The following is a 12,116-nucleotide window of genomic DNA, read 5'->3' as shown; positions in this document are numbered from 1 at the left end:
CCGGTATGTCATGGTGTTCTTCGACATCGGTGAAGGGGCGTTATCTGGCAATGCGTGCCTGCAAATGGATCCAGTGCCCTGCAAAGTCGAGGCTGGACAGCAAGCAGGGTCGCTTCCAACCGCACGGTGATTCTGCTTCAGGTCAGTAGTAGCTCAGCGTGTAGGTGGCCGTAGCACTGACGTCACCAATAGTCACGTTGCTGTTACTCGTCTGATAGTACTGCGCGTAGAAGGGCAGGTTCATGGTACCGGTTTGCGTGGCACCGATGGTAATTGGATTGCCGAAAGTAACAGGAGTGCTGCCGTCCCTTTGGAGGATCTGCACGCCTACATATCGCGCGTAGCCCGCGCCGGGGTTGTTGTTGGCGCCGCCGACGTTGTTGTTGTAGATCACGCCTTTGTTCTTGCCGTTGGTTGCGTTCAAGGTGATACGGAGCCTGGCACCTGCGACGCAATTCAATTGCACCTGGAACGACTGCTGGCCGGCAGTGCTGCCTCTACCAGAAAGGGCTGTGGCACGTACCGCAGAAAGCGTCACTGTCGTGGGGTCGAACGCCGTCGTGCAGGTGGGAATGACAAACTGGATGTTGGTGACATAGAAGATTTCAACGGGATTGCTGCCGTTCGTCATGTCGACATTCCACTGGGCGAGCTTTCCTGCCGGGATAGTCAATTGTGGCGAGGTGCCTTGCAGGCCTGAAGGGATGGTGCCAGTGATCACCAGTTGCAATGCGGAAGCAACGCTGAAGGCCGTGCCTGCTGTGTTGGGCGGTACGGACGCGTTGTACGGATAGGCCGACAAGAGCGTGTTTGCGTCCGGGTGCAAGATTCGGAAGGACAACCATGAAAGATTGGTCGGATAGAGCGTTTCGTCGCTGCCTACGGGGGGGCCGTAGCTACTGACGATGCCATTGTTGGTGGTACCCGCACAGACGAGGGTGGGATAGTTTGCAGGGGTAGCTTGCCCTGACGTCCACACAACGGTGCCTATGGCCGCGCCGGTGTTCGACAGCATGATTTTGCCACCGGGTGGCGTGAACGTCACAGAGCCGGGATTGTTGGTACTGGTGCAATCGGCATGGGCACGGCCGGACAGGGCCAGCAGCAAGGCCAGCAGCAACAGCATCAACGGCCTGTAACCGATGCCGTGCCATGGTTGCGAGCGGATGACTGTGGGAGTCGTGGCTCTTGCCGCGTGGCGGTGCCCGCGGCGTGGCAGCGATGTGAGCAGCGTAGAAGTCATGTTCCGCTCTTTTTCGGCAATGATGGCGTGGCGCTGCTCGCAACACAGGTAGCCTGGATCTGCGGGTAGGCGGCCTTGTCGTGCCTGGGTAGCGCGTAGGTGAATGAACAGGCTTGTGCCACGCCATTTTCATCATTCCACCGCGCACTGACTTGGCCGGTTTGCTGGACGCCGCGCAGCAAGGCCTGCCCTGCCTGCCCAACCACTCCCAGCGGTGTTCCCTTGGCATTGAATACCTGCGCGCCGAACGGCAGCGCGTCGCCGTTGGCGAGGCGTGCGCGTACGATCAGGGTGCGGCCGGTTTCGGTCTTGAATTTCAGCATCACTACGGCGCCGGCGTACGGTGCGACCTGGGCGCTGGTGGCGTCCATTTGCACGTTCAGCGGCAGGCCCTTGGGATCGATCTCGATGGTGTTGAGGGTGTAGGGCGTGAGATAGGGCACGATGGCGTAGCCGGAGTGGTCTATCCGTGCGCCGGTGGCATTGTTCAGCCGCGCACCGGCTGCACCGGGCGCGTAGACAATGCCTACGGTATCGCCGATCGGTTGGCCGAAGGTGATGCCGCCGGGGTGGGCCACGATCGCACCGCTTAGGCCGAACGATGCCTGCGAATAACCGTTGCCGCTGCCGGCACTGGCATTGAGTACGGCGTACGGGCTGCGGTAGCCGAGGTTGACGCTGCCGCTGCTGCCGCCGGCGTCATTGCCGCTGTTGTGCGCGACGGTGGCGCCGTAGTTGAACTGGTTCTCGGCACCGAACGAGCCGTTCAGGATGGCCTGATCCTGGTTGCCGCCGTTGCGGTCATGGGTCAGGTTGAGCATCAGGCTGGGTGCGTGCGCGCTGTTGCCCAGCGGCAGGCTGAAGGTGGCGAGGTATTCGTTGTCGTAGCGACCGAAGACGTCGCGCGTGCGGGTGACGGAGATGCCGTAATTCAGCCGATGGAAAGAATTGTTGTAGCCCACCTGGAACTGCGTGTCGGTGCCGGTGCGGTTCCAGTAGTCGCTGGCCGACACGTTGGCGTACAGCGAGCCACCACGCATGCCGAGGCGCTGGTTCATGGTGAGGTCGAAACGATTGCGTTGCCGCTGCAGTCCGGTCGGATTGATGATCGGGTTGTAGCTGTGGCCGGCCAGCGCCGCCTGTTGCGCCGGTGTCAGCCCGGTTTGCAGCGGCACGCCGTCGATCAGGGTGACATCGGTTGGAGCGGTGTAGCTGAAGGCATTCAGTCCGCGGCGGGCGTAGTCGCGGGCCAGTGCCGCATCGGTCAGGCTCAGGAAGCCGCTGGTGGAATAGCGGTAGGCGGCGACCGTCAGCGAGGTCTGCGTGTCCGGCAGGATCTTGCTGTAGCTCAGGCGCATGCTGTGCCCGTTGTAGTTGTCGTAGCCCGGGGTGGCCGTGCGCGCCTGGGTGACGTCGAGGGCGAACGCGCCGTAGCGCGTATTGATGGCACTGCCCAGCAGCAGTGCGGCATAGCCCTGGGATCCTTCGATGCCGGCATAGCCTGTCAGCAGGTTGTTGAAGCCGTGTTGCACGGTGGCCTGCACCACATTCGGCAGGCTCAGCAATGCGGTATTGCGCAATTGGCCGACGGCGACGTCGAAACGCGTGGTGCCGGGGCGCAGCAGCTGCGCGACCGAGGCATACGGCACCGAGAACGTATGCGTGTGACCGTCGGCTTCGGTTACGGTCACGTCAAGGTTGCCGCCGTAGCCGGTCGGATACAGATCGTTGATCACGAAGGGGCCGGGGGCCACCGTGGTCTGGTAGAGCTGCACGCCGTTCTGGCTCACGGTGACCTTGGCGTTGGTGTTCGCCACGCCGCGCACCACCGGCGCATAGCCGCGCAGCGAATCGGGCAGCATGCGGTCATCGGTGGCCAGTTGCACGCCGCGGATGCCGAAACTGTCGAACACCTGGCCATCGGTATAGCTGTCGCCCAGCGTCAATTGCGCACCCAGCGACGGCAGGTCGCGCCGCACGTAGCTGTCGATGTTCTGCCAGCGCTTGCGCGCACGCGTGCCGCTGGTGGCGGACTGCCAGTTGACCGTGGAATCCTGGCGGAAGTGCCAGGCACCGAGGTTGATGCCGGCATTCAGGCCCAGGTAGGACGTTGTCTGGGTTTGCCCGTGGCTGCTGCTGCGGTAGCTGTTGAAGTTGTAGTTGAGCAACGCCGCCGGCACGCCCTCGTCCCAGTATTCCGGGCTGACGTAACCGCGCGCACGTTGCTGCATGTAGGCCTGCGGCACGCTGGTATCCAGCCGCAGGTTGCCCATGTCGAAACTCATCGACGCATCGGGTATCAGGCTGCCCATGCTGACGCAGGCGGCCGGATCCACCAGTTGTTTGACGAGTTCGGCGGACAGGTTGGCCGGATGCAGCCCCAACTGGTCGAGCAGCTGGCGATCGACGCATGGGGTGGCGCTGGCATTGGGCGTTGCCGATGCGAAACGCACATCGCGCCGGCCGACCCAGCCATTGTTGAGATAGATGTCGACATTGTACGAGCCGGGCAACACCGGGTTGCCGTGCTCGAAGCGGGCAAGGTCGCTGGTGTTGTCGCCGGCGCCAGCCAGAAGGCTGCGATCGAACGTAAAGGTCGTGCTGCCGTCGGCATCGCTGCCGTTGGCAGGGCCGGCGTCCGCACTGCTGCTGGCAGAGTCGGCACCGGACGATGCGGGGCTGGCGACCGGCGCCGCGTCGGCAGCACCCGCCGCCGTGGCACCTGCCGCGGCCATCATGCTCCAGCCGCCAAGCACCAGCGCAATCGCCGCGCTCAGCAACGCCTGCCGGCATGCTCCATGCCGGCGCGGTGGTGCCGTCCGGTCTGTAGCATGCCTTGCCTTCACGGCGCCACGCTGCCCTTGAGTGGCGTGGTTGCACCGTAATCGTTGACGATGTCGTAAGTGACCGGCGTGCCGGATGCGGGCGCCGTGGCAAGGTTCTTGACCTTCAAATCAAGTTTGCCGAAAGGATCGACCATGCCGGAATCGCTGACATAGGATTTGCCGCCGACCGTGATCGTGGCCTGCACGATGGTGACGTGGTACGGCGTGGGATTGTGCACTTCCAGCGCATAGCCCTGTCCATCGGGGACGCTCGTCCAGGTCACCAGCGAAGGTGCCTTGGCCGGATCGCCAGCCAGGTGGGCCGGACGATAGAAAAGCTTGAGACGCGAACGAATCGCGAACTGCAACAGGTTCTTGCCAGCGAATGCCTTGCCGCTGGGCTTGGGCGGGATTTCCAGCACATTGAGCCAGAACAGTGATTCGCGATCGGTCGGCAGTGGTTGCTTGTTCTGGGTGTAGAGAATGCGCAGGCTCTGGTCCTTGTGCGGATCCATGCGAAAGATGGGCGGCGTGATCAGGAACGGCGTGTTGACCTTGTCCGGCGTGGAATGCTCATCCCCGCTGTCGATCCAGGCCTCGACCAGAGCCGGCGTTTTGTTGTTGTTGGTCAGCCGCACGGTGACTTCACCGTCCTGGGCGGGAAACACCACTCGGGTTCCGCCGATGACGACGTTGGCTTGTGCCGCGGGAACGCTCAGGCAAAGCAGCAGCAACGCCGTAGCCAAGGCGTGGATGGAATGTTTCACGGGGGCGACCTCGAAGCAGTTGCTTGACAGGAGCGGGGCGCGGCACCGCGACACGGCATGGCCGGTCGCGGTGCTCGCGTGGTACGGCGGTATTACTGGTAGATCACCGAGAACTGCACGCTGCTGGCCACGCTGCCGGCGCCAACGGTGCCGGTGGCGTAGTAGCGGGCGTAGTAGTTCAGGGTGGCGGCGTTGGCGGTGATGGTGGCCACGCCGGCGCCGGTGGTCGGGGCCGCGCTGCCGGCGGTGATCACGCTGTTGTCGCTGTTGACCAGCTGCACGTCGACGCCGGTGGCGGTGCCGGTGTTGACCAGGCGACCTGCGGCATTCACGTTCGGGCCGTTCTCGAAGAAGGTCGAGGCCTTGGTGGCGGTCGGCGAGCCGGCGCAGCCGGACAGGTTGATCGCGAACGCGGTCTGGCCGGCAGTGTCGCCAATGGCAGAAAGCGCCGTGGTCGAGACGGTGGGCAGGGTGATGGTGGCCGGACCGGCAGCACCGTTGATCTTGACCGTGCAGGTGGAACCGGTGACGGCGCCGTTGATGTTGATCGTGCCGTCGTTCGCATTGGCGGCCTGCGGGGCGAGCGCAGCGGCGCCGAAGGCGGCGACGAGCGCGGAGGTGAGAAGCAGCTTGTTCATGGTGTTTCCTCAGGTTTCCACAGTGGTTGGTGAGTACAGCGTTGGTGGTGCGGGTACTTGCGACGGGCCAGCCGGTCCCGCTCCCCAGCGGACGATCAGGCCGCGCCGTCGGAGAGGGAGGGAGCAATCATCGTGCCAATACGTGATCTACATCACATTTAAGGCGCGCGCGCGGCCGTCATCTGGCCGCAGGTCCAATGGACGTGAGCTGTCTTGATGTGCTTGGTGCGACGCATACGCGTGCGTATTGTCTAGAAATGACACGCAGCGTCGAATGTCTTATTTATCATTGGACGCGCCCCCCTTTTTTCCTTCTCCCTGTGCAGCCGGGGTGGGCATCTGTCGCCACGCCGCCGGATGTGAAGTGTGCAAGGTGACAGTTGACCAACAGGGCAACTGTAGGTCCGGATTCTCCGATCCGTGTCAGTCCAGTGCGCGAGCAAGACTGGACGCGCGCCATGATAGAGCGCCGTTTTGGCGCCGGCATTAGGACGATTCCCAAAAATGCGCATGACAGCGCTGGCAACCGGGATTACTCATTCACCGTCCATGCGATGTAAAGCTTGCTTTACATAAAAAGACGTGTAAAGCTTGCTTTACATCGCACTGAATGCACGGGAGGGTGTCATGGGGAAGCATCGCGGTTGGGGGTTTGTCCTGGTGGTGGCGCTGGTCGGTTTTGCCGGGGCGTCGATGGCGGCGGAAAGTGCACCGGTGGAACGTGTCGGCACGTTGCAGGTGCAGCGTCATGGTGACCATGGTCGGCCGGTGATCCTGATTCCCGGCCTGGAATGCGGGCCGTGGGTATGGCAGCGGACCATTGCCGATCTGGAAAAGACCCACGTGGTGTACGCGGTGACCCTGGCCGGCTTCGACGGCGTGCCGCCGCCGGCGCCCGATGCCAAGGCCGGCACGCTGCTGGATCGCGCCGACGCCTCGCTGCTCAAGTTGATCGAGACGAAACACATCGACAAACCGGTGCTGGTGGGTCACAGCATCGGTGGCACGTTGTCGCTGCGCTTTGCCGGCGAACACGCGAAGCTGCTCTCGGGCGTGGTGGCGGTGGATGGCTTGCCGGTGTTTCCGAACATGGACCGGATGAGTGCAGCGCAGCGACAGGCCGCTGCGGCGCAGGTGCAGGCGCACGTGGGTGCGATGACGCCGGCGCAATTCAAGGCGGCAGCGCTTCCCTACATGCAGCACATTGGCGTGATTGACCCGAACGAGGCCGCCCGCGTGGCGCCATTGGTTGGTCGCAGCGATGCCAAGGCCACCGCGGAGTACATGGCGGCCGACATGGCGGCCGATTACCGCCCGGGCCTGAAGCAGGCGAACGTGCCGATCATGGAAGTCGTGCCGTACTACGCGTCGGATGCCCGCCAGTACGCGGCCATGCGCAAGCAGCCGGTGCCGGACGCGGCGCAGAAGGCGGCCTATTACCAGAGCCTGCTGGCCAACGCGCCGAAGGCGAAGGTGGTGTCGGTTTCGCCATCGCGGCATTTCGTGATGCTCGACCAGCCGGTGAAATTCCAGCAGACGCTGGATGGCTTCCTGAAGGCGTTGTGAGGTCGTTGCAATGGCACGTCTGACCCAGAAGCACTACGAACAGCGGCTGATGCTGGTGATGCTGGTGTACATGGCCGTGCTGTTCGCGGATGGCCCGTTGTTGCGCGCTGCCACCAACCTGCCGTTGAAGGCCTTGCTGGCCGTGGCACCGGTATTGCCGATGCTCTACGTGATCGCGCTGATGTGGTGGCGCGTCCGCGACAGTGATGAACTGGAACAGCGCACCCATCTGGTGGCGCTGGGCGTGGCGACGGCGTTGGTGTCCGCGCTCAGTATGGTGGTGGGGTTCCTGGTGGCTGGTGGCGTGTTGCATTGGGGCGGCGGTGTGCTGATCTGGGTGTTTCCGATGCTGATGGCGGGCTATGGGATTGCCTACAGGCAAGTGGCCCGCCGCTACGGCATGGGCAATTTGTGCACGGGCGAAGGCAGTGCGTGGATGCCGTGGTATTTCGTGCTGCTCGCCCTGGTGATGGCGGGGTTCGGATTCAACGCATGGTGGCATCACCTTCGCGGCGACGCCCTGGTTTTCGTGGCCACGGCCGTGTTCTTCGTGGTGGTGGCGATCCGGGCCCGCGTGCGGCAAGTGCGTGCAGGGCAGGAACGGGAGGACTGACATGCAGGTACCTTGCGCATGGCTGGACCACTTTTCCATGCGGGTGCAGCGTGGAGCGGGGCGGCGCTGCGCATGAACAATCGGGTACGCGAATTGCGCGGCGAGCGCGGCTGGTCGCAGGCGGACCTGGCGGTACAGCTGGATGTGTCGCGACAAACCGTCAACGCCATCGAGACGGGCAAGTACGACCCCAGCCTGCCGCTGGCCTTCAAGATTGCAAAACTGTTCGAGTTGGCGATCGAGTCGATTTTCGAACCGGCCGAATGACACGGGAGAGTGTGATGAGAGACCAACCGGTAAAGCGTTATCTGCGCGATGCGCTGGCGCCGTTGCTGCTGACCCTGGTGGTGGCGGCATTGATGATGCATTTCGGACCGTCGCTGGGTGCGCCGGGGAAAGTCGCTTTCCTGGTGGTGCTGATGTCCTGCTATGGCTGGTGCGGCTGGGTCGAGTTCCGTCATTTGAGGATGTGCGACGAGTTGCGTCGGCGCTTGGCACTGGAGGCGCTGATGCAGGCCTTTATCGCCGCCTTCGGCATCTTTCTTGTCCTGCTTTTCGCCCATGCCTTGAAGCTGCTGACCGTTTCGATCGACGTGGCGCCTCTGGTGATGATCGGTTGTTACGCGGTGTGCGAGATCGGCGCGCGCCTGCGCTATCGCTACTGGGCGCTGCTGTAATGACATGGAGTGACTACGATGAAACACGAAAGGCAAAAAAGGGGAGTACTGGCCGCATGCGTCGTGACACTGGCGTTGCTGGCATTGATCCGCGTTCCCGTGGTCGTATCGGCGCACGGCAGCGCAGGCACGTCACGAAATACGGCCATGGCCGTGCCGTCATGGCATCTTGCCGGCATGGGTCTGCATCTGAACGTCGAGTGCGATGCTCCATCCAGTTGCGCGGTGGCGCGCGTACTGTGGCAGACGCTCGCGCCATTCATAGCGGGAAACGGGGGGTAAGCGGAACATGAGCATGTCAGGACGCAACGTATTGCGCATCGTGGTGGTCGTGGCGGCGGTCGGCTGGTTCGGCTGGCGTTATATCCACTCGCACGAAAAGCCGCTGGCACAGGCAGACACGGCATCGGCTCCGGCAGCCGCCGCCAGCGCACCGGCGAAGCCGTTGCCGCCGGCGAAGCCGAAAACCTGGAAGGTCGGTTCGCTGACGTTGCACGATTGCGAACTGGGCCGACCAGGCAGCGGCATCACCAAAGAGGCGTGGTGCACCACGTTCAAGGTGCCGGAAAACCGCGCCGATCCGCACAGCCGCATCATCGGTCTGAAGCTGGCTTTGGTACGCAGCGATGCCGCCGTGGCCGACAAGGACATGGTGGTGTTGCTGGCCGGCGGCCCCGGCGAGGCAGCTACGGCGTCGTGGCAGATGGTGGCGCCGGCGTTCGACGGCGTGCTCAAGCACCACGATGTGGTGCTGCTCGACCAGCGCGGCACCGGCGGCTCGAATCCGCTCAGCTGCACCTCCACCGACAACGATGGCGACGACACCCGTGTCGCCGGCCCGGACCTCGACCAGTTGCGCAAGGAAGTGCAGTCCTGCCTGGCCGAGGTAAGCAAGCGTGCCGACCCGCGTTACTACACCACCACCGTGGCGGTGCAGGATCTGGAAGACGTGCGCAAGGCACTGGGCGCGCCTACGTTCGACCTGGTGGGTGTGTCCTACGGCACGCGCATGGCGCAGCAGTATCTGATGCATCACCCCGATGCGGTGCGCAGCGTGGTGCTTGATTCGCCGGTGCCGAACCAGACCGTGTTGGGCGAGGATTTTGCGGCGAATCTGGAGCACGCGTTGAAGCTGGACTTCGCGCAGTGCACGGCCAATCCGGCATGCAAGAAACGCTTCGGCGATCCGATGCAGACGCTGTACCAGTTGCGCGACGCACTGCGGGCCAATCCGCACACGGTCAGCTTCCGCGACCCGCAGACCTGGGCCACGGTGACGCGGCCACTCAATGAGTATGCGCTGGCCGGCGTGGTGCGCATGTTCGCCTACACGGCGGAAACGGCCGCGTTGCTGCCGTTGTCCATCGACGCGGCCGCGCACGGGGATGTTGCTCCGTTGCTGGGGCAGGCCAAGCTGCTCAGCGGTGACTTGAGTGGCGACATGAACAACGGCATGTCGATGAGCGTGATCTGCAGCGAGGACGCCGACTTGCTCAAGCCGCGTCCGGAAGATGCCAACACCATCCTCGGCAACCATCTGATCGACGCGATCAAGACCGAATGCTCGGTGTGGCCGCACGGCACGCGCCCGGCGAATTTCCATGCGCCGTTGAAGAGCGACAAGCCGATCCTGATCCTCGACGGCGAGCGCGACCCGGTGACCCCGCCGGCCTACGGCAAGACCATTCTCGCCGGCCTGGGCCATGCGCGGCAGTTGCTGTTCAAGGGCCAGGGTCATAGTGAGTTGAGCCGCGGCTGCATGCCCAAGTTGCTCACCCAATTCATCGACAAGGCCGACCCGAAGGGACTGGACGCCAGCTGCCTGGATCGGCTCGGTTCCACCCCGACCTTCATCGACTTCAACGGAGCCACGCCATGATCGAGGTAAGCGACCTGCGCAAGACGTTCGGCACGGTGAAGGCCGTGGACGGCGTCAGTTTCATCGCTCGCGATGGCGAGATCACCGGACTGCTCGGCCCCAACGGCGCCGGCAAGACCACCACGCTGCGCATGCTCTATACGCTGATGAAGCCGGACAGCGGCCAGGTCAAGGTGGATGGCATCGATGCGGCGGTCGACCCGCTCGGCGTGCGCCGGCTGCTTGGCGTATTGCCGGACGCGCGCGGGCTGTACAAGCGCCTCACTGCGCGCGAGAACATCGAGTATTTCGCGCGCCTGCACGATATCGAGCCGGCGCGGATGCGTGCGCGTAGCGATGTGCTGGTCGATGCGCTGGAGATGCGCGACATCCTCGACCGTCGCACCGAGGGCTTCTCGCAGGGCCAGCGCGTGAAGACCGCGATTGCCCGCGCGCTGATCCACGATCCGAGCAACGTGATCCTCGACGAACCCACCAACGGCCTCGACGTGATGGCCACGCGCGGCCTGCGCCAGTTCATGCAGGCGCTGAAGGCGGAGGGCCGCTGCGTGCTGTTCTCCAGCCACATCATGCAGGAGGTGGCGGCGCTGTGCGACCGCATCGTGGTGATCGCGCACGGTCGCGTGGTGGCCGATGAAACCCCCGACGCGCTGCGTGCGCAAACCGGCGAGACCAACCTGGAGGATGCCTTCGTGAAGATCATCGGCAGCGAGGAGGGCCTGGCCGCATGAAAACGCTCACCGTCTTCCTCAAGGAAGTGAAGGAAAGCCTGCGCGACAAGCGCACCGTGCTCAGCGCCCTGCTGTACGGTCCGCTGATCGGCCCGATCGTCATGGTGATGCTCATCAGTACCACCATCAACCACCAGATGGACAGGGCCGACCAGCCGCTGAAGGTGCCGGTGATCGGCGCGCAGTACGCGCCGCACCTGATCGATGCGTTGAAGCAGCAAGGGCTGGTGCTGCAGTCGCCGCCGGCCGATCCGGATGCTGCCGTGCGCAACCAGGATGCCGATGTGGTGCTGCGCATCCCGTCGAATTACGGCAAAGCCTGGACGAAGGGCGAAGTGGCACAGGTGGAACTGATCTACGACTCCTCGCAACGCGACGCCAATGCCGCCGAAGGGCGCCTGGCCGGCATGCTCAAGACGTATGCGGGCACCCAGGGTGCCATGCGGCTGGTGGCGCGCGGCCTGTCGCCGGAGCTGATGATGCCGTTGCGGGTGGATGCCCGCGACCAGTCCACGCCGCAGTCGCGGGCCGGGATGATGTTCGGCATCCTGCCGTACTTCTTCGTCATCACCGTGCTGGTGGGCGGCATGTACCTGGCGATCGACTTCACCGCCGGCGAGCGCGAGCGGCAGTCGCTGGAGCCGCTGTTCGCCAATCCGCTGCCGCGCTGGAAGATCCTGCTCGGCAAGCTGGGTGCGATCTGCACGTTCTCGCTGGCCAGCCTGCTGATCTGCGTGGTGGCGTTTGCCGTGGCAGGGCGTTTCCTGCCCACCGACAAGATGGGCATGACGCTGAATCTGGGCTTCGCGTTTGCTGGCCGGGTTTTCCTGCTGATGCTGCCCCTGGTGCTGCTGTTCGCGGCGCTGCAGACGCTGGTGGCGGGCTTTGCCAAGACCTACCGCGAGGCGCAGACCTACCTGTCGCTGCTGATGGTGGTACCGATGCTGCCCTCGATGCTGCTCACCTTCATGCCGGTGAAAACCGTCGGCTGGATGTATGCGGTGCCGCTGCTCGGCCAGCAGGTGGGCATTACCCAGTTGTTGCGCGGCGGTGCGGTGGGCATGCCCCACGTCATGATGTGCCTGGTCAGCGGCTTCGTGGTGGCGTTGCTGGTTACGCTGGCGACAGTGTGGGTCTACCGCTCCGAGCGACTGGCGATCTCGGCGTGATGCGGATG

At 63.9% G+C, this 12,116-nt stretch carries 12 protein-coding genes; 8 read left to right on the top strand and 4 right to left on the bottom strand.

The features are described 5' to 3' along the window. Positions 1-142 precede the first annotated feature (142 nt). The 4 genes from BMY90_RS03025 to BMY90_RS03010 all read right to left on the bottom strand — a co-directional run bounded on the left by BMY90_RS03025 (position 143) and on the right by BMY90_RS03010 (position 5,473). Positions 143-1,243 (bottom strand): fimbrial protein, encoded by a 1,101-nt coding sequence (locus tag BMY90_RS03025; RefSeq protein WP_092701365.1) that lies wholly within the window; start codon positions 1,241-1,243, stop codon positions 143-145. After that, the gene (locus BMY90_RS03020; protein ID WP_245734836.1) at positions 1,240-4,023 is read right to left on the bottom strand and encodes a fimbria/pilus outer membrane usher protein; all 2,784 of its coding nucleotides are present in this window, start codon (positions 4,021-4,023) and stop codon (positions 1,240-1,242) included. Before BMY90_RS03020 ends, BMY90_RS03025 begins: the two co-directional genes overlap by 4 nt. A 62-nt stretch (positions 4,024-4,085) precedes the next feature. Beyond that, a complete protein-coding gene (locus tag BMY90_RS03015; protein WP_092701796.1) occupies positions 4,086-4,835 on the bottom strand; it encodes a fimbrial biogenesis chaperone in 750 nt (249 codons plus the stop codon). A 92-nt stretch (positions 4,836-4,927) separates the two neighbouring features. Beyond that, positions 4,928-5,473 (bottom strand): fimbrial protein, encoded by a 546-nt coding sequence (locus tag BMY90_RS03010; RefSeq protein WP_092701363.1) that lies wholly within the window; start codon positions 5,471-5,473, stop codon positions 4,928-4,930. Between the two features lie 627 nt (positions 5,474-6,100). Here BMY90_RS03010 and BMY90_RS03005 point away from each other — a divergent pair. From BMY90_RS03005 to BMY90_RS02975, 8 genes are all read left to right on the top strand, one after another. Further along, on the top strand, positions 6,101-7,039 hold the full coding sequence (locus BMY90_RS03005; RefSeq protein WP_245734834.1) for an alpha/beta fold hydrolase: 939 nt from the start codon (positions 6,101-6,103) through the stop codon (positions 7,037-7,039). Between the two features lie 10 nt (positions 7,040-7,049). Further along, the gene (locus tag BMY90_RS03000) at positions 7,050-7,652 is read left to right on the top strand and encodes a hypothetical protein (protein ID WP_092701360.1); all 603 of its coding nucleotides are present in this window, start codon (positions 7,050-7,052) and stop codon (positions 7,650-7,652) included. 72 nt (positions 7,653-7,724) lie between these two features. Then, on the top strand, positions 7,725-7,919 hold the full coding sequence (locus BMY90_RS02995) for a helix-turn-helix transcriptional regulator (RefSeq protein ID WP_092701357.1): 195 nt from the start codon (positions 7,725-7,727) through the stop codon (positions 7,917-7,919). Positions 7,920-7,933: 14 nt separating this feature from the next. After that, the gene (locus tag BMY90_RS02990) at positions 7,934-8,329 is read left to right on the top strand and encodes a hypothetical protein (protein ID WP_092701354.1); all 396 of its coding nucleotides are present in this window, start codon (positions 7,934-7,936) and stop codon (positions 8,327-8,329) included. A gap of 18 nt (positions 8,330-8,347) precedes the next feature. Further along, on the top strand, positions 8,348-8,611 hold the full coding sequence (locus BMY90_RS16960) for a hypothetical protein (protein ID WP_139201670.1): 264 nt from the start codon (positions 8,348-8,350) through the stop codon (positions 8,609-8,611). 7 nt (positions 8,612-8,618) lie between these two features. Further along, on the top strand, positions 8,619-10,208 hold the full coding sequence (locus BMY90_RS02985) for an alpha/beta fold hydrolase (RefSeq protein ID WP_092701351.1): 1,590 nt from the start codon (positions 8,619-8,621) through the stop codon (positions 10,206-10,208). After that, entirely contained in the window at positions 10,205-10,939 is a 735-nt protein-coding gene (locus tag BMY90_RS02980) for an ABC transporter ATP-binding protein (protein ID WP_008215873.1), read from the top strand. The genes BMY90_RS02985 and BMY90_RS02980 overlap by 4 nt, the downstream gene beginning before the upstream one ends. Then, positions 10,936-12,108, top strand: coding sequence for an ABC transporter permease (locus BMY90_RS02975; RefSeq protein ID WP_092701348.1), 1,173 nt, complete (start codon positions 10,936-10,938; stop codon positions 12,106-12,108). The genes BMY90_RS02980 and BMY90_RS02975 overlap by 4 nt, the downstream gene beginning before the upstream one ends. Positions 12,109-12,116: the final 8 nt, after the last annotated feature.

It is taken from the genome of Rhodanobacter glycinis (assembly GCF_900114325.1).
Lineage (GTDB): Bacteria > Pseudomonadota > Gammaproteobacteria > Xanthomonadales > Rhodanobacteraceae > Rhodanobacter_A > Rhodanobacter_A glycinis.
The sequence above is the reverse complement of the archived record's forward strand: the minus strand, read 5'-3'. Positions and strand labels throughout refer to the sequence as shown.

Coding starts and splice junctions, on each gene's coding strand:
- BMY90_RS03025 (WP_092701365.1), bottom strand. CDS start 1,243: ATGACTTCTACGCTGCTCACATCGCTGCCACGCCGCGGGCACCGCCAC.
- BMY90_RS03010 (WP_092701363.1), bottom strand. CDS start 5,473: ATGAACAAGCTGCTTCTCACCTCCGCGCTCGTCGCCGCCTTCGGCGCC.
- BMY90_RS03005 (WP_245734834.1), top strand. CDS start 6,101: ATGGGGAAGCATCGCGGTTGGGGGTTTGTCCTGGTGGTGGCGCTGGTC.
- BMY90_RS03000 (WP_092701360.1), top strand. CDS start 7,050: ATGGCACGTCTGACCCAGAAGCACTACGAACAGCGGCTGATGCTGGTG.
- BMY90_RS02995 (WP_092701357.1), top strand. CDS start 7,725: ATGAACAATCGGGTACGCGAATTGCGCGGCGAGCGCGGCTGGTCGCAG.
- BMY90_RS02990 (WP_092701354.1), top strand. CDS start 7,934: ATGAGAGACCAACCGGTAAAGCGTTATCTGCGCGATGCGCTGGCGCCG.
- BMY90_RS16960 (WP_139201670.1), top strand. CDS start 8,348: ATGAAACACGAAAGGCAAAAAAGGGGAGTACTGGCCGCATGCGTCGTG.
- BMY90_RS02985 (WP_092701351.1), top strand. CDS start 8,619: ATGAGCATGTCAGGACGCAACGTATTGCGCATCGTGGTGGTCGTGGCG.
- BMY90_RS02980 (WP_008215873.1), top strand. CDS start 10,205: ATGATCGAGGTAAGCGACCTGCGCAAGACGTTCGGCACGGTGAAGGCC.
- BMY90_RS02975 (WP_092701348.1), top strand. CDS start 10,936: ATGAAAACGCTCACCGTCTTCCTCAAGGAAGTGAAGGAAAGCCTGCGC.